Source organism: Anoxybacillus sp. MB8, from assembly GCF_011006755.1.
GTDB lineage: Bacteria > Bacillota > Bacilli > Bacillales > Anoxybacillaceae > Anoxybacillus > Anoxybacillus gonensis.
Genome location: NZ_RXXX01000041.1, coordinates 1 through 20,225, shown reverse-complemented (window position 1 = coordinate 20,225; position 20,225 = coordinate 1). Strand labels below are relative to the sequence as shown.

General features: G+C 38.2%; 18 protein-coding genes and 2 pseudogenes. 13 read left to right on the top strand and 7 right to left on the bottom strand.

Annotation, left to right across the window (positions count from 1 at the left end; genetic code table 11):
* Both treC and treR read left to right on the top strand, forming a co-directional pair.
* The gene (gene treC / locus EKC99_RS12620; protein ID WP_021095936.1) at window positions 1-1,665 is read left to right on the top strand and encodes an alpha,alpha-phosphotrehalase; all 1,665 of its coding nucleotides are present in this window, start codon (window positions 1-3) and stop codon (window positions 1,663-1,665) included.
* Window positions 1,666-1,692: 27 nt separating this feature from the next.
* Complete coding sequence (gene treR / locus EKC99_RS12615) at window positions 1,693-2,415, top strand: trehalose operon repressor (protein ID WP_021095937.1); 723 nt, start codon at window positions 1,693-1,695, stop codon at window positions 2,413-2,415.
* A gap of 26 nt (window positions 2,416-2,441) precedes the next feature.
* Here treR and rpmG read toward each other — a convergent pair whose 3' ends face one another.
* Both rpmG and speE read right to left on the bottom strand, forming a co-directional pair.
* A complete protein-coding gene (rpmG, locus tag EKC99_RS12610) occupies window positions 2,442-2,591 on the bottom strand; it encodes a 50S ribosomal protein L33 (RefSeq protein WP_021095938.1) in 150 nt (49 codons plus the stop codon).
* A 98-nt stretch (window positions 2,592-2,689) separates the two neighbouring features.
* Entirely contained in the window at window positions 2,690-3,538 is an 849-nt protein-coding gene (gene speE, locus EKC99_RS12605) for a polyamine aminopropyltransferase (protein ID WP_021095939.1), read from the bottom strand.
* A 243-nt stretch (window positions 3,539-3,781) separates the two neighbouring features.
* On the opposite strand from speE, the gene EKC99_RS12600 reads away from it, so the two are divergent.
* The 8 genes from EKC99_RS12600 to EKC99_RS12565 all read left to right on the top strand — a co-directional run bounded on the left by EKC99_RS12600 (window position 3,782) and on the right by EKC99_RS12565 (window position 11,521).
* Complete coding sequence (locus EKC99_RS12600; RefSeq protein WP_021095940.1) at window positions 3,782-4,603, top strand: formate/nitrite transporter family protein; 822 nt, start codon at window positions 3,782-3,784, stop codon at window positions 4,601-4,603.
* A gap of 91 nt (window positions 4,604-4,694) precedes the next feature.
* Window positions 4,695-5,594: a formyltetrahydrofolate deformylase gene (gene purU, locus EKC99_RS12595; RefSeq protein ID WP_021095941.1), complete on the top strand. Its 900-nt coding sequence runs from the start codon at window positions 4,695-4,697 to the stop codon at window positions 5,592-5,594.
* 163 nt (window positions 5,595-5,757) lie between these two features.
* Window positions 5,758-6,132, top strand: a complete 375-nt coding sequence (locus tag EKC99_RS12590; protein ID WP_003397201.1) for a replication termination protein — start codon at window positions 5,758-5,760, stop codon at window positions 6,130-6,132.
* 63 nt (window positions 6,133-6,195) lie between these two features.
* Entirely contained in the window at window positions 6,196-6,459 is a 264-nt protein-coding gene (locus EKC99_RS12585) for a metal-sensitive transcriptional regulator (RefSeq protein ID WP_003397198.1), read from the top strand.
* 194 nt (window positions 6,460-6,653) lie between these two features.
* Window positions 6,654-7,475 (top strand): AAA family ATPase, encoded by an 822-nt coding sequence (locus EKC99_RS12580; RefSeq protein ID WP_240468877.1) that lies wholly within the window; start codon window positions 6,654-6,656, stop codon window positions 7,473-7,475.
* A 10-nt stretch (window positions 7,476-7,485) separates the two neighbouring features.
* Entirely contained in the window at window positions 7,486-9,390 is a 1,905-nt protein-coding gene (locus EKC99_RS12575) for a vWA domain-containing protein (protein ID WP_035066447.1), read from the top strand.
* 303 nt (window positions 9,391-9,693) lie between these two features.
* A complete protein-coding gene (locus EKC99_RS12570) occupies window positions 9,694-11,127 on the top strand; it encodes an alanine/glycine:cation symporter family protein (protein WP_009361231.1) in 1,434 nt (477 codons plus the stop codon).
* Window positions 11,128-11,326: 199 nt separating this feature from the next.
* Complete coding sequence (locus tag EKC99_RS12565; RefSeq protein ID WP_019416617.1) at window positions 11,327-11,521, top strand: hypothetical protein; 195 nt, start codon at window positions 11,327-11,329, stop codon at window positions 11,519-11,521.
* Window positions 11,522-11,742: 221 nt separating this feature from the next.
* Here EKC99_RS12565 and EKC99_RS12560 read toward each other — a convergent pair whose 3' ends face one another.
* Both EKC99_RS12560 and EKC99_RS12555 read right to left on the bottom strand, forming a co-directional pair.
* Window positions 11,743-12,159 carry a ferritin-like domain-containing protein gene (locus EKC99_RS12560; RefSeq protein ID WP_163152151.1) on the bottom strand — a complete coding sequence of 139 codons (417 nt, stop codon included), beginning with the start codon at window positions 12,157-12,159 and terminating at the stop codon, window positions 11,743-11,745.
* 101 nt (window positions 12,160-12,260) lie between these two features.
* Entirely contained in the window at window positions 12,261-13,430 is a 1,170-nt protein-coding gene (locus EKC99_RS12555; RefSeq protein ID WP_163152149.1) for a chromate transporter, read from the bottom strand.
* Between the two features lie 177 nt (window positions 13,431-13,607).
* Here EKC99_RS12555 and EKC99_RS12550 point away from each other — a divergent pair, with 177 nt between their 5' ends.
* Together EKC99_RS12550 and EKC99_RS12545 are read left to right on the top strand one after the other, a co-directional pair.
* A complete protein-coding gene (locus EKC99_RS12550; RefSeq protein WP_163152153.1) occupies window positions 13,608-15,692 on the top strand; it encodes a DNA topoisomerase III in 2,085 nt (694 codons plus the stop codon).
* Window positions 15,693-15,807: 115 nt separating this feature from the next.
* Window positions 15,808-16,188: a VOC family protein gene (locus tag EKC99_RS12545; protein ID WP_035066411.1), complete on the top strand. Its 381-nt coding sequence runs from the start codon at window positions 15,808-15,810 to the stop codon at window positions 16,186-16,188.
* Here the strand turns inward: EKC99_RS12545 and EKC99_RS12540 are convergent, their stop codons facing one another.
* The 3 genes and pseudogenes from EKC99_RS12540 to EKC99_RS12525 all read right to left on the bottom strand — a co-directional run.
* Complete coding sequence (locus tag EKC99_RS12540) at window positions 16,189-16,329, bottom strand: hypothetical protein (RefSeq protein WP_163152145.1); 141 nt, start codon at window positions 16,327-16,329, stop codon at window positions 16,189-16,191. It abuts the gene before it with no gap.
* Between the two features lie 218 nt (window positions 16,330-16,547).
* A complete protein-coding gene (locus EKC99_RS12530; protein WP_163152147.1) occupies window positions 16,548-19,229 on the bottom strand; it encodes a helicase-related protein in 2,682 nt (893 codons plus the stop codon).
* A 52-nt stretch (window positions 19,230-19,281) separates the two neighbouring features.
* Window positions 19,282-19,596, bottom strand: a pseudogene (locus EKC99_RS12525) (molybdenum ABC transporter ATP-binding protein); the annotation flags it as partial.
* Window positions 19,597-19,699: 103 nt separating this feature from the next.
* On the opposite strand from EKC99_RS12525, the pseudogene EKC99_RS12520 reads away from it, so the two are divergent.
* Window positions 19,700-20,225: pseudogene (locus tag EKC99_RS12520) on the top strand (helix-turn-helix domain-containing protein); the annotation flags it as partial.

Below are 20,225 nucleotides of genomic sequence, written 5' to 3'. Positions count from 1 at the left end.
ATGCATCCATGGTGGAAAACAGCAGTCGTGTATCAAATTTATCCGAAAAGTTTCAAAGATACAAATGGCGATGGAATTGGTGATTTGCAAGGAGTTATACAAAAACTTGATTATTTACAAACTCTCGGGGTTGATGCCATCTGGCTCACCCCCATTTACGAATCTCCGCAGCGTGATAATGGATATGATATAAGTGACTATTATCGAATTTATGAACCATACGGTACGATGGAAGACTTTGAAAAACTTATTGAAGAAGCGCATAAGCGAAATATAAAAATTGTGATGGATATCGTTGTGAACCATACGTCAACAGATCATGAATGGTTCCAACAAGCTCGCTCATCTAAAGATAACCCGTATCGTCATTTTTACATTTGGAGAGATAAACCAAACAATTGGCAATCGAAATTTGGGGGATCAGCTTGGGAGTATGATGAACAAACAGGACAATATTATTTACACTTGTTCGATGTTACACAAGCTGATTTAAACTGGGAAAACGAAGAAGTACGTAAGCGTGTATATGAGATGATGCATTTTTGGTTACAAAAAGGAGTAGACGGCTTCCGTTTAGATGTCATTAATTTAATTTCGAAAGATCAACGATTTTTAGACGATGATGGATCTATTCCACCTGGAGATGGAAGAAAATATTATACAGACGGTCCACGCATTCATGAATTTTTGCAAGAAATGAATCGAGAAGTATTTTCGAAGTACGATATGATGACAGTAGGAGAAATGTCATCGACGACAATTGACCATTGTATTTTATATACAAATCCTGATCGTCATGAACTGAATATGACATTTAATTTCCATCATTTAAAAGTCGACTATCCAAATGGAGAGAAGTGGGCAGTTGCTAATTTTGACTTTTTACAGTTAAAAAAGATTTTATCGGAATGGCAAGTGAACATGCATAAAGGCGGTGGATGGAACGCATTGTTTTGGTGCAATCATGACCAACCACGCATCGTTTCTCGTTATGGGGATGACGGACGTTATCATAAACAATCAGCAAAAATGTTAGCGACAACGATTCATATGATGCAAGGCACCCCTTTTATTTATCAAGGTGAAGAAATCGGAATGACCGATCCAAAATTTGAACGAATCGATGATTATCGAGATGTCGAATCATTAAATATGTACCGAATATTAAAAGAACAAGGAAAAAGTGAACAAGAGGTATTGCATATTTTACAGCGAAAATCTCGTGACAACTCTCGAACACCAATGCAATGGAGCGATGAGCGACACGCGGGATTTACAACTGGCACCCCTTGGATTTCTGTCGCGCGCAATTATGAAGAAATTAATGTTCAACGAGCGTTACAAGATCCAACATCTATTTTTTATCATTATCGAAAACTAATTCAGTTGCGTAAACGATACGACATCATTACGACAGGGGATTACGAACTCATTTTAGAAGATCATCCTTCGATTTTTGCATATATACGTAACGGAAACGATGAAAAACTTGTTGTGATTAATAATTTTTATGGACAAGAAACACTATTTGAATGGCCAGAACATATAGACATCACAGAATATAAAAGCGAAATATTATTATCGAACTATGACGACTCGCCAAGCGATTTTATAAAAATGATGTTGCGTCCGTATGAATCGATTGTTTATTACTTGAAAAAATAATGGTAAAATATTTTTCGGTGATAAACAATGAGTGAAAATAAATATTTGTCCATTTATAATGACTTGTTATCGAAAATTGAAAAGGGAATATTTAAACCTGGAATGAAAATTCCTTCTGAAAATCAGCTCGTTGAACAATATGAGACATCTCGTGAAACGATTCGCAAAGCGCTCAATTTACTTTCGGAACATGGGTATATTCAAAAAATTAAAGGAAAAGGTTCCATTGTATTAGACGTTCGTAAATTTGATTTCCCGATTTCGGGACTAATTAGTTTTAAAGAATTAGCACAAAAGTTAGGAAAACCTTCGCGAACGATTGTTGAGCAACTTGAAGTGATGAAACCTGATGAAATGTTAAAAAAACATCTCCATGTGACATCAAGAGAGGACATTTGGAAAGTAGTACGCGTGCGAGAAATTGAAGGCGAGCGCATTATTTTAGATAAAGATTTTTTCAATAAAAAGTTTGTTCCGTTTTTATCGAAAGATATATGTGAGCGCTCCATTTATGAATATTTAGAAAAAGAATTGCAATTAAAAATTAGTTTTGCCAAAAAGGAATTTTTCGTCGAAGAGTGTACGGATGAAGATCGAATGTATTTGCATGTTAAACAATATACCCACGTTGTTGTCGTGCGGAATTACGTTTATTTAGATGATGCGAGTTTGTTTCAATATACAGAGTCCCGTCATCGTCTTGATAAATTTCGATTCGTTGATTTTGCGCGGCGCATTCATTTGCATTAAAAATAATCCGTGGCATATGCCACGGATTATTTTGTTTCACGATGTAACGTATGGCGCTTTAGACGAGGACAATATTTTTTTAATTCTAGCCGCTCTGGACTGTTGCGTTTATTTTTCGTTGTTATGTAGTTACGATCCCCAGTTTCTGTACATTGTAAAACGATTTTCACACGCATGTTTCGTCCTCCTCAAAAAAGATAATAGTAATCATTACGTTTTGTATCGTAATATAAAAAAGTATGTTTGTCAACAATCGTAGCCGGAATGATTCCGACTACGATTGAAGATGTTCTTTCATAAATTGTGGGAGACGGAAGCATTGGTTTAATACATCCGCATTTGCGTATTTCGTTTGTTTTGAGAATGTGTTGAGTCGCTCAAATGAAATAGGTTGTTTACCACCGAGCGTAAAGCTCCATAGCCCGCCAGGATATGTTGGAACAGTAGCTGTATATACGTGTACATGCGGGAATAAATGACGAATATTTGTATATGTTTGTTTCAATACGTCCATATGAAAAATAGGGGATTGGCTTTGACAAACCATCATCCCATCTTCTTTGAGTGCTTCATGCACACTTTTGTAAAAATCGTATTCAAATAATACTTGTGCAGGGCCGATCGGGTCGGACGAGTCAATAATAATGACATCATACGTATTCACGCGATCGTTCACAAATTGAACCCCATCTTTATATATATATTGCACACGCGGATCCGAAAGATTTCCAGATACTTCAGGTAAATGCTCTTTACATGCTTGAACAACAAGTTCATCAATTTCGACAAGATGTATTTCTTCTACCTCTTCATATTTCGCCACTTCACGAGCTGCGCCACAATCGCCCCCGCCAATAATTAAAACTTTTTTCGGCGACGGATGAAGAGAAAGAGGAACATGTGCAATCATCTCGTTATAAATATGACCATCAATGGAAGTTGTTTGTACAACTCCGTCAAGTACGAGCATTCTTCCGAAGTCGTATGAGTCTAAAACCATCACATGTTGAAATGGTGAACGTTCTGAGTAAATGATTTCTTTAATGCGATAACTAATTTTTAAATTTTCACGTTCATCTTCTGTTAACCACAACTCACCGTTTTGTTCCTTTATGTAGTTCATAGCTTCCTCCTCTAACAACGTATTTTACACCTTTTTTATATTAATATATTTCTGTATAGATTTGCAAAGGGTGAGAACAATATGTGCAAAAATTGCAATAGTCTTTTTGTTCGCAATCGTTTACAAAAATAAAGTGTTGACAGTTCTTTTAACATTTACATAAATTCGTTGAAAAACGTAAGGAAGAGGAGTAGGATAAAGTGTGAAAAACATCACAAAAATAGAAAGAGAAGTGAGGAAATGATGGATGCTTTACAAACATGTAAAGAGCTCGCATTAAAGAAGCGATCTATTTTGCAAAAATCACTGCTTCAATACATGATTCGTGCTGCTTTAGCAGGTGTATATATCGGTTTTGCTCTTGTTCTTTGTGTTCGGGTTGGTCAATACTTTTACGAAACACATTCACCAGCCACTTATTTAGTAAGCGGCATTTTCTTCGGGATTGCTCTTGTACTGATCATGTATGGTGGGGCAGAATTGTTTACAGGAAATACGATGTACTTTACCGTTAGTACCCTGCAAAAAGAAACGACGATTGGAGACACCCTTCGTAACTGGGTCGCATGTTATAGCGGGAATTTGCTCGGTGCTATTTTCTTTGCTTTTTTAATCGCACAGTCAGGGATTTTTCATGATCTTCCGATGGATCATTTACTATTTGCGATTGCATTGAAAAAAATGCATGCAACAACGTTACAACTGTTTGTGAAAGGGATTTTGTGTAACTGGCTCGTTTGTTTAGCTATTTTTATTCCGATGCAAATGAAAGAAGATATCGCAAAAATGTTCGCCATGATTTTAATCGTTTTCGTCTTTTTTGCTTCTGGATATGAACACTCGATCGCAAATTTTGTTATTTTCTCCCTTGCATTAGCTGTTCAACATCCTGATACGATTCATGTGGCAGGAATGGTTCATAACATCATACCTGTAACGCTCGGTAATATTGTCGGTGGTTCATTATTTATGGGCGCGTTATACACGTACCTTTCATCTTCCGTCAAACAGCCTGCTCCTATATGGAAAGGAGCTTTTGGAATACGAAAAATAATGAATAAGTAAGAAAATAGTAGTCGAGATATGTTCTCGACTATTTGTTTATTTGTTATAATAATGGCTATTATTTATTTCATCGTTTTATAGGGGGGTTATGATGTATTTTCAACAAAAACATGCGCAAAAGTTTATGGACAAATATAAACATCGGGCACGCTTGCTTATTTCATGTCCGGATCAACCGGGAATTGTTGCAGCGGTTACAACTTTTTTGTATGAACAAGGAGCCAATATTGTTGAGTCTAGTCAATATTCGACAGACCCTGAAGGCGGTACATTTTTTTTACGAATTGAGTTTGATGCTCCGAATATATCGGAACGAAAAGAGGAGATGGAGAGAAAGTTCGCAACGATTGCACAACGTTTTTCAATGAAATGGCGATTGAGTCTACATACGCATATAAAAAAGGTAGCGATATTCGTTTCAAAAGAAGAACATTGCTTATTAGAGTTATTGTGGGAATGGCAAGCGGGTGAATTGCTTGCAGATTTCGTCCTCGTCATCAGCAACCATGAACAAATGAGAGAAACGGTAGAGTCATTCGGTATCCCGTACTACTACATACCAGTGACAAAAGAAACAAAACAAGAAGCAGAAGAAAAACAAATACAATTGTTAAAGGAACATGATATTGATGTCATTGTGCTTGCTCGTTATATGCAAATTTTATCATCTCGTTTTGTCGCAACGTTTCCAATGCAAATTATTAATATTCACCATTCGTTTTTACCGGCGTTTATTGGTGCGCGACCATACGAGCAAGCTTATCGACGTGGAGTGAAACTCATCGGCGCCACTTCTCATTATGTAACAGATGATTTAGATGAAGGGCCAATTATTGAACAAGATGTGGAACGAGTCGATCATAAACATCATGTAGAAGACTTAAAACGAATTGGGCGCATGATCGAAAAAACAGTCCTCGTTCGCGCATTAAAGTGGCATTTAGAAGATCGTGTCATCGTTCATGAAAATAAAACAATTGTATTCAAATAAAGAAGAGGAGCTACTCTTCTTCTTTTTTTTGTAAAAAATTGATATGATAAAACTATGTTCTAAATAAAAACTGAATAAAAATAAAAATGTTCAATTATAATGGAAGTATAGAAGGATTTTTCTTTTGAGTAAAGAATGTGTCATATGAGAGGAGGAGGAAAAGATGAGCGAAAAAAGAAAACCGAGCGGATTTTTATTAAAGCAACGCGCATTTTTAAAGCTGTATTTAATTACTTTAACCGAACAAGAACGATTGTATGGACTGAAATTACTAGACGTGCTTCGTGAAGAATTTCAGCCGTTTGGATACCGTCCGAATCATTCAGAAGTATACAAAGCACTACACGATTTAATTGAGGATGGGATTTTAGAACAAGTAAAAAAGAAAAAAGAGGGGATGAAGTATCAAGAAGTTGTTTATTACCGTTTTACTGAGGAAGGATATAAAAAAGCCCAGTTATATAAGCGGCAATTAAAAACAGAATTAGATCGTTGTGAAGCGCTTATTCGTAAAGCAATTAAAGATAATTTTAGTTGACAATAAGATCATATTTCATTTAATATACTGATAAGGGTATATAGAAAAAGGAGATTGATAAATATGACATACGATAACCAAGTGAAAAACAGATTAAAACGAATTGAAGGACAAGTTCGTGGTGTGCTCAAAATGATGGATGAGCAAAAAGATTGTAAAGAAGTAGTTGCCCAATTATCTGCTATTCGTAGCGCTGTCGATCGTGCCATTGCGGTTGTTGTAAGTGCTAATTTGGAGCGTTGCATTCGCAAAGATATCGAAACAGGATCATTAGAAAGTGAAAAACTGATTCAAGAAGCGGTTGAGCTACTCGTCAAAAGTCGATAATGCCGAGTGGCTCCTTTTTTATTGTTTGTTAACATAATATAATTATGTTAAACATTTTGTTCGTTTGTACAAATGAGTACATTTTTTGTACAATACGTACGTATGAAAACATAGAAAGGGTTGACATCATGATGTATACACAATCATTTTCACTTCCTGAAACGATTCAGACGATGATAGAAGAAAGAAGAGAAATGTTTAAACATGACATCCCCGAACGAATTGAGGCTACTGCATACACACCAGCTCATGAGTCCATTTTATACGACGCAATTATCGCTTTAGCGTTAGGGAAAAATGTGTTATTAAAAGGCCCGACAGGTTCGGGAAAGACAAAATTAGCAGAAACATTATCAGCTTTTTTTGGACAGCCTATGCATAGTATTAACTGTTCAATTGATTTAGATGCCGAGGCGATGCTCGGATTTAAAACGATTCAACAAATAAACGGACAAGCATCGATCGAATTTATACCGGGACCGGTCATTCAAGCGATGATAAAAGGGCATTTATTATATATTGATGAAATTAATATGGCTAAGCCAGAGACGCTTCCTATTTTAAACGGGGTGCTCGATTATCGAAAAACGATTACAAATCCGTTTACTGCTGAAGTCGTAAAGGCAAAACCGACATTTGGTGTCATTGCAGCCATTAACGAAGGATATGTTGGGACAGTTCCGTTAAATGAAGCGTTAAAAAACCGTTTTGTTGTCATTGATGTACCGTACGTTCAAGGGGAGGCGTTAAAAAGTATTTTGAAACAGCAAACAAAGCTAACAAATGAAACGTTATTAGATCGTTTTGTGACATTGTCAGCTGATTTAATTGTTCAAGTGAAGCAAGGATATGTATCAGAAGAAGCGGCTTCCATTCGGGCATTAATCGATGCTTGTGATTTAGCGGTGTACATTCCGCCACAACGAGCGATTGAGAGGGCGATCGTTGAAAAATTAGAAGATGATCGTGAAAAAGCTGCGGTGCGTAACTTAGCAGAAACGTTGTTTGATGAATGAGGGTGGCTGAATGAATCGTTTTATTATGTTTAATGATAAAAAAGTCGATTCTTTTTTGTTTATGGAATTATCGGATTTAGTAAAAGCATTAACAAAAGATGAGCAAATGGAGCTCGAATTTGGCTATCAGTCGTACCTTGATCGACAACATAAAAAAGTAGTTGTTAGTCATTTTTGGGATAACCGACCAAAAGAGCAGTACGTATATGGATTAAAAAGCGATGTATTTTTGCGCACGATCGGAAATTTTTATCATACAAGCGATGAACATATTATTTCATTTCTTAATCAAGTGAAAGCCTATTCTATTCGAAATTTCGCTAAACAACTATTTATGTTGCTTGAAGATCTTCGTTTAGAAGATGTATGTCGACATGTCCGTCCTGGAACGAAAAAATCGTTTATCATTCGAAAACAGGTGTATCGTCATTATTTTCAAACGCAATGGAACGTTAATATGGTAAAAAGCATTCATACAGATGCACTGTTTAACTTTTTATATTTATTATTAACGGCGGAACAGCCGGTGCAAGACGTTTCTCTTCCTGAACCACTGCGATCCGCTCTTCCGTTTGTTGAGCGTGAAATTCGAAATGTATATGATGCAAAATCGACCGCTCATATTTCACATATTGTGCTTACAGTTGTCGATGTGTTAGATGAATTGTTAGATGCGGATATGTTAAACACATATTTTCATCTCCCAGAGTACATTTACATTGATCAACAGGAAGATAGGGAAGATATTCGCCGCAAAGATCCGTTGAAAAATCATGATGTGCTCGATGAAAAATCGAAAGACGAAGAGATTTTTCAAGAAGTGATGCATACATGGCATCGCGAAACAAGCGATATGACAAATAGTTTTTTGCAATTTGATCTAGAGCAGGGATCACAAACAGATTTGCTTGGCGAAGGAGTTCGTCAAGGGGAAGCGGGAGATCAAGCGCTTGGGATCGTGCATGGTTCATCACAAAAAACGACGCATAATGATTATACGCATTTAGAACAACAAGAATATCGTCAAGGTCTTTTTGGACGTTCGGAGTACGAATACGGAAAAGAAAATCGTTATGCGAAACCAATATTTGTGGATGCTTCGCCACCAACCGTACAACAAATAAGACAGTATGAACGTGATCGAGAAGTCATTGGGCCGTATCAAAAAAAGTTGACGCAAACCATTGAAAAAGTACTCGAGCATAAAAAAATACATCCGCGTACAGATTTACATGCCGGACGTTTAAATAAAAAGCTATTACGCTTTTTTATCGAGGATCATCCACGTTTATTTTATAAAAAGCATGAAACATCTCCTTTGTTAGATGCTGTTTTTGTGCTCCTTGTCGATTGTTCTGCGTCGATGTATGACAAAATGGAAGAAACGAAAAGAGGGATTGTTTTATTTCATGAATCTCTCCGAGCGCTTCACGTTCCACATAAAATTGTTGGGTTTTGGGAGGATACAAACGAAGCGACATCGTCTTACCAACCAAATTATTTTCAAACAGTTATTGATTTTGATGCGTCTTTGAAAAAGGGACGCGGAGCAGAAATTATGCAGCTAGAACCTCAGGAAGATAATCGAGATGGTTTAGCGATTCGGTTAATGACAGAAGAATTGCAAAAAAGAAACGAAAAACAAAAATTTTTACTCGTCTTCTCAGACGGGGAACCAGCAGCGTTTGGATACGATCAAAACGGTATTGTAGATACACACGAAGCGGTTGTAGAAGCGAGAAAATTAGGAATTGAAGTAGTCAATGTGTTTTTAGCAAACGGAATGATTACCGAAAGTCAACAAAAAACGATTGAAAATATATATGGACAGTATCATGTCATTGTCCCAAATGTAGAACAGTTACCGACATTTTTAGCCCCTTTACTAAAAAAATTATTGTTATACAAATTGTAAAAACACCCATCATCTTGGGTGTTTTTATGTTAATTCAAAAAATTTTTTCGTTAACAAAAAAATTTTTTTTGAAAAAAGATTGTGTTTGAATAGTATGCGAGAAAATAAAAAACTTTTTATTAAGATTGTTTTAAAATAGTATACAAGAATAATTTATTTTCAATTTTGTTCCTTTAACGCTGTAAATTGTATATGTTTTTCTAATTTTTACTATTGACGCATAATTTTAATTTTCAGATAATACTATTACAAGATTAATAATCTTACTAATTATCTTAATTATTTATTTTAAGGAGGAAGTGTATGGAGCTCATTAATCAAGTAGTCGGATTTTTAAACAACATTCTCTGGTCTTATGTCATTATCGGTTTATTGCTCGGTCTCGGGTTGTATTTCACGATCGGGACGAAATTTGCGCAAATTCGTTTAATCGGAGAAATGTTCCGGGTCTTAAAAGAAAAATCTCCTGAAGGAAAAGGAAAACAAGAAATTTCTTCACTTCAAGCGTTCTTCATTGGTGCTGCGACACGTATCGGAACGGGTAACGTTGCTGGGGTTGCGATGGCACTAGCCATTGGAGGTCCAGGAGCGGTGTTTTGGATGTGGCTCGTTGCGATTTTAGGTGGAGCGAGCGCATTTGTTGAAAGTACATTGGCGCAAATCTTTAAAGTAAAAAGCGATGTTGGCTTTAAAGGCGGCCCAGGATATTATATGGAAAAACAATTGGGCGCACGTTGGATGAGCACAATTTTTGCTTTCACAATTATCGCAAGTTTTGGATTAACGTTTAACGCCGTACAAAGTAATACCATTGCAACAGCGTTTAAAAATTCATTTAGCATGAACCCTTATGTAACCGCTTTCCTTTTAGCGGCATTAACAGCAGTCATTATTTTTGGTGGAGTTACACGTATTGCTCGTTTCTCTGAAATTATTGTTCCAATCATGGCGTTTTTCTACATTGGATTAGCATTGTATGTAATGGTAACAAACATTACTGAAATTCCAGCAGTTATTGCTTTAATTTTCAAAAGTGCTTTTGGTTTAGAACAAGTTGTAGGCGGTGGCATGGGTGCTGCAATTATGATGGGGGTAAAACGCGGATTGTTCTCCAATGAAGCTGGTATGGGTAGTGCACCAAACGCTGCAGCAACAGCAACAGTTTCGCATCCAGCGAAACAAGGTTTTATTCAAGCACTAGGGGTATTTTTCGACACATTACTTGTATGTAGTGCTACAGCATTTATCATTTTATTATCAGATACGTATAAAACAGGCGAGCTTGTTGGTATTGAATTAACACAAGCAGCGCTTTCTGAGCACTTCGGTTCTTGGGCAGGTATTTTCTTATCAGCAGCTATTTTCATGTTCGCTTTCAGCTCGATCATTGGAAGCTATTACTACGGGGAAGCAAACATTGAATTTATTAGTAAAGGAAAAACAGCTTTATTCGTTTATCGTGTCCTAGCAATCGGAATGGTTATTTTCGGAGCGCTTGCTAGCTTACAAATTGTTTGGGATTTAGCTGACTTAGCAATGGCGCTTATGGCATTAACAAACTTAGTAGCAATCGGTTTACTGGGTCGTATTGCGTTCAAAGCACTTGATGATTATATGGCGAAACGTAAACGCGGAGAAGATCCTGTATTTTATGCTGATGATATTGAAGGGCTAAAAGGTGTTGAATGTTGGCCAACGCGCAAAGAAGAGCATGTGAAAAAAGCTGTGGGCAAATAAGCTTGAGTTTAAATGAAATGAAAGTGGACAAGTCTAAGGGTGTTTCCTTAGGCTTGTTTTTATTTACACAATCTATTGTATTGTAAAAGTTTACAATGTTGTAACAGTTTCAATCTTTTTTGTAATACAGGTTTGCATTATAATAATAATCGGAATGAATGTTTCAAGATATACAAAGAAAAAAGAAGGGAGGATTTATATGAAACAGTATATTTTCAATTTTAGTACACATCATCAACAACCAGTTGTATGGGAAGAAGCAATTACTGCTCGCGGAATGATGGATGCGTGTATCAAAGCGAAAAAGCTATGTCGCGAGTATGAACGAGAAAAACAAATCCCAATCCGTATTCAATACAAAGGTGTTCGCTATTGCAATGAGGATATTGCTTAAAATAAGAAAGGACGGATTATGAGGTGTATGCATTTTATTGTAAAACGTAGCTGCTATAGCATGTTTTGTTTACTAAAGCGGCTACGTTTTTATTTTTCTTTTCTGTCTCAAAAATAAAAGTTTACTTTTTATTTGAGATTAATTTTATATAACTTCCTATAATTTATGTTATGTAAACTAAAAATAACCGTGAAAAAAGAGGCAGTTTTTGTTCTGCCCTCTCATGATTTTTCTTTCAAAAAATAGTATAAAAACCAGACGGCGTGATTTTGTTCATCAGCCGCTGCTCGGCGAAATGTTTCTTTTATGAACGGGATCGTTATATAGTCCGCAATTTCTAAATAAAAATCGACCGTTTGTTGCTCGTCTTGCAAAGCAATTTCTAGCCCACGCTTGAAATCATCCGGACATTTTTCGCTCATTTTCGGTTGAGGCCGCTTCCCAGTCAGACTAAAATAAATATGCTCAAATTGTTGAAAATGTTTGATTTCATCTTGTCGAATTTCAAGAATTTGTTTTCGCATGTTTTCTTTTTCTGCCAAGTGAGCTAATTGGGCATAACAATGAATTGCGCTATACTCTCCGTTAATGGCTTTTTCAAGGTCTTTCATAAACCTTGCATTGACATAACTATTCATGATGAAAGCCCCCCTATTTTTCTCATTTTATCTTATGAGCCATTAACGGATAGGTGCCTAGCCATTAAATATTTTTTGAATGTCTTATGTCTATTCCCTTTCTAAATCAATGCTCCAATCATAGCGGAAATGATGACGACAACCAAAGGTGGGCATTTCCAAATGGTTAATAAACAAAACGCTGCTAATGCAAGACAAAAATCGGCAGGGGTTTGGATTGCTTTTGTCCATACTGGATGATACAGCGCCGCAAGCAAAAGGCCTACTACAGCTGCATGAATGCCATGGAAAGATGCTTGAAAGCGTGAATGTTGACGAATCCATTCCCAGAACGGAAGCGTACCGATGACTAATAGAAAAGACGGGAGAAAAATAGCAATCGTTGCGACTATTGCCCCCTTCCATCCAAAACTCGCCATCCCTACATACGTAGCGAACGTAAACAATGGTCCAGGCACTGCCTGCGCCATTCCATATCCCGCTAAAAATTGGTTGTCTGTTACCCAACCTTTAGGTACTACTTCCGACTGTAACAAAGGAAGTACTACATGCCCTCCCCCAAAAACAAGCGCTCCAGCTCGATAAAAACTGTCAAAAAGCGCGATAAACGGAGAACCTGTCAACCGAGCCACAATCGGAAGCAGTGCGAGCAACATAAAAAATATAAGCAAAAAGGCTGCTGTTTTTCGTGGAAAAGTTGGAACAGACAGAACGGCTGTCCGCGAATGATGGCGATATAAAACACTTCCTAGCATCCCAGCAACAATAATGATAGCAACTTGTCCTCCAGCGTTCGGTAGCCAAAAAGAAAAAATAGCCGAAGCAACAGCAATTGTCGCACGCGAACGATCGGGGGCAAACACCTTCGCCATTCCCCATACGGCATGAGCAACCACCGCTACCGCTACTACAAGTAACCCATGCAACCAATCGATAGGAACCTCTGCTGAAAAATAAGCGAACAGCAAAAGGATCAAGGCCGATGGCAACGTAAATCCCAACCATGCAGCAATGGCCCCAAGCATCCCTGCTCGCAAAAATCCAATGCCAATCCCGACTTGACTGCTTGCTGGTCCAGGAAGCAGCTGACACAACGCAACTAAATCAGCATACGTTTTCTCATCAATCCACTGTTTCCGTTTCACATATTCTTCGCGGAAATACCCTAAGTGAGCGACAGGTCCCCCAAACGAAACCAATCCTAACCGAGCTGCTGTTTTCCACACTTCCCAAAGTTTTTGCACGTACTTTGTACGGTTTTCTGAATGCAAAATGACTGCCCCCTTGAGTTTTATATTTAGTTAATTTGTTGTCAATTGTTCAATTCATCCCGTTTCCCCCATTTTACTTTACCACAGCCCTTTTTTTCTTTTGAAGTGTCAGGTATGCAAACCTCCCCTTCTTCCGCTATACTGAACAAGTAGTCTTGTGATCAGGAGGAAAATATGATGAAATCACTTGTTCTGGCCGAAAAGCCGAGCGTGGCTCGGGAAATTGCCCGCGTGCTTGGTTGTCGGGAGCAACATAAACATTACTTTGAAGGATCGAAATATATTGTCACATGGGCGCTTGGGCATTTAATCGAATTAAAAATGCCCGAGCATTATAATCCAACATATAAAACGTGGCGGTTAGAAGATTTGCCGATTATCCCAGAAAAAATGGGACTGAACGTCATTCGGCAAACGAGCCATCAGTTTCGGGCAATCGAAACCTTAGCAAAACGTCCAGATATTAAAAACTGCATCATCGCCACCGACGCTGGACGAGAAGGCGAACTTGTCGCACGATGGATTTTGCAAAAAATCCGTTGGAAAAAACCGCTGTTGCGCCTATGGATCTCGTCTCAAACCGATCAAGCCATTCGCGAAGGGTTTCAACATTTAAAACCAGGAAAACAGTTTGAACGTTTATATGAATCTGCTGTGTGCCGGGCAGAAGCAGATTGGTTGATTGGGTTAAATGTGACGAGAGCGTTAACGACCAAATATAACGAACCTCTTTCCGCAGGCCGTGTTCAAACACCGACGCTTGCGATGATGATTGAGCGAGAAAAAGAAATTCAGTCATTTAAACCAGCACCATATTGGACGATTCGTGCCAACGTCGGGTCTGTTGTTGCTTTTTGGGAGCGTAACGGAGAAAAACGAATGTTTTCGAAAGAACTGGCGGAACAGCTATATGAAAAACTAAAAAACAAACAAGCGACGGTTATTTCTGTCGAACGAACAACAAAAAAAGAGCCACAGCCGCTTCCTTACGATTTAACCGAATTACAACGAGAAGCAAACAAACGGTTTGGCTTTTCGGCGAAAAAAACGTTAAGCGTATTACAACGGTTATATGAGCATTATAAGCTCGTCACGTATCCGCGCACCGATTCGCGCTATTTAACGAGCGATATGGAACGTACGATGCTTGAGCGTCTAGAGGGAATGAAATCCGGATACGTAGACGAAGTTGCTCCGCTTTTGAAAAATAAAGGGAAGGTAGTGGCTAGGCGGGTATTTCATAACGAAAAGGTAACGGATCATCATGCGATTATCCCGACAGAAGAACGGTTGGACATCGGCAAACTTTCCGCTGATGAACGAAAACTATATGACTTAATTGCGCGTCGCTTTTTAGCACTCTTCTATCCAGCATGTGACTATGAAACCATTCATGTTGTTTTTGATATCGACGGCGAAGCGTTTGTCGCGCGCGAAACACGAGTAGTAAACGCAGGGTTTCGGCGCGTTCTAGAAAAGCAAGAAGAGCAAGGAACTTTCCCTACGTTTACGAAAGGACAACTGGTTTCTGTCATATTAGAGAAAAAAGAAGCGCTAACAGAGCCCCCTCTTCGCTATTCTGAAGCCGACCTTTTGTCACAAATGGAAAAATACGGACTAGGTACGCCAGCGACGCGCGCGGAAATTATTGAACGCCTCGTCGAAACGGAAACGGTCGAGCGAAAAAACGGACGGTTTTATCCGACACCAAAAGGGAAACAATTGATTGAACTTGTCAATGAGGAATTAAAATCGCCGCAGCTGACTGCGCATTGGGAAAAAGAATTAGAAGCAATTGCTCGTGGAAACGGTGATCCAAAAACGTTCCTCCAACACATCCGCCAGCAAACGGAGCGGTTAGTGGCGGAAATAAAACAAAGCGATCGAACGTATCGTGCTCATAATTTAACTGGCTCGATGTGTCCAGAGTGCGGATCGTTTTTAAAAGAACGAGCGACAAAAGAAGGTCGCATGCTCGTATGCTCGAATATGACATGTCGCTTCCGGAAGAGAAAAGATCCAAAGCTGTCGAACCGGCGCTGCCCACAGTGCAAAAAACGAATGGAAATTCATGAAGGAAAAGCAGGTGTCTACTTTCAATGTCGCCCTTGCAATGTCATTGAAAAAGCCAATGAGCAGAAAAAAGCAAAACTTGGCCAAAAAGAACGGGCGTTATTGAAAAAATATAGTGCCGAAAACGACTCATTTGGCACAAGTTTAGGTGATTTGTTAAAGCAAGTGTTAGATAAGAAAGAAAATTAGAGCCGATAGTAAAAATTCTACTATTGACAACGAATTGTGAATTGATGATAGTTAAATATAAGAACATATATTTGCTTTTGTTGTTCTATCATTATAAAGGGGTTGTGAGAAATTTATGGATCAAAAAGTTGTGACATGCCTTATGTTTTCTGGGCAGGCAGAAGAAGCGATTCGTTTGTATACGTCTGTTTTTTCTCCGGCAGAAATCGAACAGATCGTGCATCAAGAAAACGGCATGGTGCTTCATTCGACGTTTCGACTAAAAGGACAACGGTTGATGGCGATTGATAATCACGTCGAACAGCACGAGTTTACTCCTGCGATGTCGCTATGCGTCACGTGTGATACGGAAGAAGAAATTGACCGCGCTTTTGAACAACTATCTCAATCCGGAAAAGTGCTCATGCCGCTAGATGCCTATCCATTTAGCAAGAAATTTGCATGGGTGGAAGACCGATACGGTGTATCGTGGCAACTTTTTCTCGGAAAGGAGTAGCTAGACGAAAATAAGCTGTTGGTACAAGCCCAACAGCTTATTTTTATCCCATCCGCTTTTGCATCCATACTTAAATCCAGCATTCCAAGCACGTACCGCTTCTTCTAACGTACATTCTGATAGTCGTTTTATTTGTAACATATTCCCTCCGTCATGCCCTAATGTTTTCTTTAGACATCGCTTCTTTTTTTGGACTTACGCAAAAAAGCGAAAAAACGAAACGGAAATCGGATGCAAGCTCACTGTCGCAATTTTTTCTGCCACAAACGCCCCTCCCTAAATCGTCGTCAAAAATAGAAGAAAATAAGTTTTTATAGTATTCATTTGTGTAAAATTCTCCCAGAAAGATAAGCAGCAAATTAAAAAGAAATCTCCGCATACATATATTCATGACAATGATGGCAATGTGGATATGGAAAATCCCAAGGCAATTCTTGATTGCAAATTTTACATTTTTTCATATAGCGTATCAAATGTTTAGATAGTACTTCAAATATTTTTTCAGAAATTTTTTCTTTCAGTCCAAAAACCTCTTCTTCATTAAAAGGCAACGATTGAGAATAAGCAAATGACGTAAATAACGTGAGCTGTTTATAGCTGTTTTCCAATTCATCAATTGCATCGACTGACGTAAGGATAGGCGGCATAGTGACCTTCCCTTCCGTTAAATATTCTCTAATCATCGTTAGCCAATAATCCGTTATCTTCGTTTCTTCGATGGAAAACGGAACGAAACAGAAAGATAATTTCTTCCAAAGAGGGAGTTCGAGCTTCATCTTTTTCAATGTTTTTTCTAAAACAGACATTTTTCTTTCCCATTCGCTTATCTCATGAACACGATAAGGCGTTTCTTTTAATTCATTTTGATAAAAGTTCCATGCCCGTTTGAATAAATCGAACGATTCATAAGGAAACTTTTTTAGTGATTCGATTGATATAGGGAGAAAGCTATATTCAATAGGAGCTACCGGTGCCTCTAACAGCTTTTTTATTTTCTTTCGATTTACCATAGCGCAGACGAACCCTTCTTCATATATTCCTTTTCTTCCTGCTCGTCCTGCGATTTGTTGTACTTCTTCTGCTTTTAACGTACGAACGGATTTTCCATCAAACTTTTCACTTTCCATAAAGATGACTCTTCGAATGGGAAGATTCATCCCCATGCCGATGGCATCGGTCGCTATTAGTATATCGGTTAGCCCTTGCCGAAATTGCTCGACTTGTTTTCTTCTTGTTTCAGGAGGCATGCTTCCGTACAAAACCGAGACGTTGTATCCTTGTTTTACGAGTGAAGCGGCAACATGGAGAACTTTCTTTTTTGAAAAAACAATAAGTGCATCTCCCTTTTTCAAGTCTTTTGGAAAAGAAAAAGCCCTCTCTTCCCAAATGAGTGGAGTGGTACGTTTGTGTTCGATCACTTCAAAATCAAACTGATGGTAAGTTAGCAGTGTTTGAAGCAAGCCAACAGCATGCGGTGCAGCAACCAAATGAATTTCTTTCGCTTTCACCCCGGTAATTGCTTTGACCCAAGCAGCCCCTCTCGTTTCATCCGCTAATAATTGACATTCATCAATAACGACAACATCAAATTCATCGGTGACATTCACGGACTCGACCGTTGCGCTTATATGTGTACTGCCATGTACATTTTTTCTTTCTTCTCCTGTTATTAAGGCACATGCAATACCGTGGGCACATATCTCCTCAAACTTTTCTAACGCAAGCAATCTCAATGGGGATAAATACATCCCTGTTTTTGCTTGAAGCAACCGTTGCATCGAATCGTATGTTTTTCCAGAATTAGTCGGACCGACATGGACGATATATTTTTTGTGAACCGATGAAGCGGAAAGTGATAAAGGATGTTCAAAAATTTGCTTGCTGATCGCCTTTAAGTGGCGGTTAAACTCCTTGGAATGAAGAAACGATCGTTCGAATTCTTCCATTGATGTAAACCATGTACTCAACCAGCGATTCATTTTTTGTGGATTCCATTTTATTGAACATTGATATTTTTCGTTTAGCAACTGTACATACGTATACGCAATTTTAGATAAAATCGCTTCGTATTCCTCTTTCGTTCTCCGCTTTTTATCTACTTTTTTTATAAAAGTCGGATAGTGCCGCATTTTATCAAGAACGATTATCATCTCTTTAGAACAACTATTCTCGAGCAAGCGACAAAGCTCCTCCCATTCATCGTACAGAGCTTTCGCTTCTTTTTTTACCTCATGGAGCCATATGCCTACTTGTTGATCAATAATAGATTCACAAACTTTCCATACAGATGTTTGACGAATGGCAAGGCAGGCTTGGAAGCGAGTTTTTATTTCGTTCGTCAATTCTGTTTCTACGTATTTAACTATTTGTGCTAGGTGTTCTTCATCCACCGCATCAAAAAAGGCTTGTACTAGTTTCTCGCTAGAAAAAGGTGTTATCTTTAATGAGTCGTCTAACAGCGTTTCTCCGCACTCCTCTCGAATTTGTTTTTTTATCTGTTCCTTTCTTGCAAATAACCAAGAAGATAGAGCATCGCTCAAAAAATGCAAATCCACTGGTTTTTCTATTTTTTTACATAACTGTTGAAACGGATATTCTTTGCGATAGAGAAATGACAATTCATACTGACCAAAATGCTCAAGCAAATCCAATGTGATTTCTGCAATTTCCCAGTCTAATAGCTCATTTACCTCGTAAATCAGGTCTTCCATGTCCATTTCTTCTACCTCATCTGACCACCCTTGGGTGATGAGATACGTACGTACTTCGTCCACTCCTAATTCTCTCACACAATCAGCAAGTAAGTCATAAAGAAACGTTTGTATTTTCTCTTCACATCGATTGGATAAATCTTCGTCGAAACAATACAGATCTATATCATCCCAAACGTCCTTTACTGTACGAAAAGGTTCGGGAGTAATTTCTAACGACAACAATTCTTCTTTTATAAGATGAAAGATGTCTTCTTCCAAAGCCGCAAACCGGAGACTTAATCGCGCTTGTAATTTCTCTAGTATATTTGTTGGCTTCTTTACGGTCATTGAAGTGAAGTTTTCCTCCTTTTCTCATTCATTTTATGCCTTTCTTCATCCTTTATTTTCCTATTCGTTGAAGTGTAGGGCTGTTTTTAATCGATACCCACGGGCGATTATGTTCCCAACGGACGTGCACATCTATTTGAAACGTTTCTGACAAATAATCGTCGGTGAGTATTTTTTCTTTTTGTCCGGCTACTATGATTTTTCCATCTTTTAATAATAATACATGAGTCATTTCTTCGATGATTTCTTCAATATAATGTGTAACATATAACACGTGGCATACTTTTTTCATGATAACGTCCTTAATGAGTGCTAAAAGTTCTTCTCGTGTTAATATATCTAGTCCTACGGTTGGTTCATGAAAAATCTCGCAGGAAACCCCTGCTTTCAAGCATGGGGAGGAATGCGTGTTTTTGTTTACCTTTCACTAAAAATAAGATAAAATAAAATTAGTGAAAGGCGGTGAGGACATGAAATTGACTTTAACAGCAAAAATTAAAATTTTGCCGACATCTGAACAAGAACAGCTTCTTCAAAAAACGATGCAAGCGTATCGTGATGCGTGTCATGCGGTGTCGGAAGTGATATTCAAAGAAAACACCCTTGTGCAAGCCAAACTTCACAAAATGACGTATCGCAAACTCCGCTCTACATTTGGCTTAAAATCTCAAATGGCACAATCTGTGTTAAAAACGGTGATTGCAAAATATAAAGCTAACCAAACCAATGGACACAAGTGGTGTCAGATTGCGTTTAAAAAACCGCAAATTGACCTCGTTTTTAACCGAGATTACAGTCTAACCAAAGGGTTGTTTTCCATTTTAATCGAGATTACAGCCTAACAAAAGGGCTGTTTTCCATCAATACGTTAGAAGGACGAATCAAAGTTCCTTTTCAAACGAAAAGACTTGAAACGTATTTCGACGGAACATGGACGTTTGGAACAGCAAAGTTAGTGAACAAACATCAAAAGTGGTTTCTCCATATTCCTGTATC

Excerpts from the sequence above, each read along its gene's own strand:
- EKC99_RS12545 (WP_035066411.1), top strand. The coding sequence starts at position 15,808 with ATGGATCAAAAAGTTGTGACATGCCTTATGTTTTCTGGGCAGGCAGAA.
- treR (WP_021095937.1), top strand. The coding sequence starts at position 1,693 with ATGAGTGAAAATAAATATTTGTCCATTTATAATGACTTGTTATCGAAA.
- EKC99_RS12600 (WP_021095940.1), top strand. The coding sequence starts at position 3,782 with ATGGATGCTTTACAAACATGTAAAGAGCTCGCATTAAAGAAGCGATCT.
- EKC99_RS12530 (WP_163152147.1), bottom strand. The coding sequence starts at position 19,229 with ATGACCGTAAAGAAGCCAACAAATATACTAGAGAAATTACAAGCGCGA.
- treC (WP_021095936.1), top strand. The coding sequence starts at position 1 with ATGCATCCATGGTGGAAAACAGCAGTCGTGTATCAAATTTATCCGAAA.
- EKC99_RS12550 (WP_163152153.1), top strand. The coding sequence starts at position 13,608 with ATGAAATCACTTGTTCTGGCCGAAAAGCCGAGCGTGGCTCGGGAAATT.
- speE (WP_021095939.1), bottom strand. The coding sequence starts at position 3,538 with ATGAACTACATAAAGGAACAAAACGGTGAGTTGTGGTTAACAGAAGAT.
- EKC99_RS12590 (WP_003397201.1), top strand. The coding sequence starts at position 5,758 with ATGAGCGAAAAAAGAAAACCGAGCGGATTTTTATTAAAGCAACGCGCA.
- EKC99_RS12585 (WP_003397198.1), top strand. The coding sequence starts at position 6,196 with ATGACATACGATAACCAAGTGAAAAACAGATTAAAACGAATTGAAGGA.
- EKC99_RS12560 (WP_163152151.1), bottom strand. The coding sequence starts at position 12,159 with ATGAATAGTTATGTCAATGCAAGGTTTATGAAAGACCTTGAAAAAGCC.
- purU (WP_021095941.1), top strand. The coding sequence starts at position 4,695 with ATGTATTTTCAACAAAAACATGCGCAAAAGTTTATGGACAAATATAAA.
- EKC99_RS12540 (WP_163152145.1), bottom strand. The coding sequence starts at position 16,329 with ATGTTACAAATAAAACGACTATCAGAATGTACGTTAGAAGAAGCGGTA.
- EKC99_RS12580 (WP_240468877.1), top strand. The coding sequence starts at position 6,654 with ATGTTTAAACATGACATCCCCGAACGAATTGAGGCTACTGCATACACA.
- rpmG (WP_021095938.1), bottom strand. The coding sequence starts at position 2,591 with ATGCGTGTGAAAATCGTTTTACAATGTACAGAAACTGGGGATCGTAAC.
- EKC99_RS12575 (WP_035066447.1), top strand. The coding sequence starts at position 7,486 with ATGAATCGTTTTATTATGTTTAATGATAAAAAAGTCGATTCTTTTTTG.
- EKC99_RS12565 (WP_019416617.1), top strand. The coding sequence starts at position 11,327 with ATGAAACAGTATATTTTCAATTTTAGTACACATCATCAACAACCAGTT.
- EKC99_RS12570 (WP_009361231.1), top strand. The coding sequence starts at position 9,694 with ATGGAGCTCATTAATCAAGTAGTCGGATTTTTAAACAACATTCTCTGG.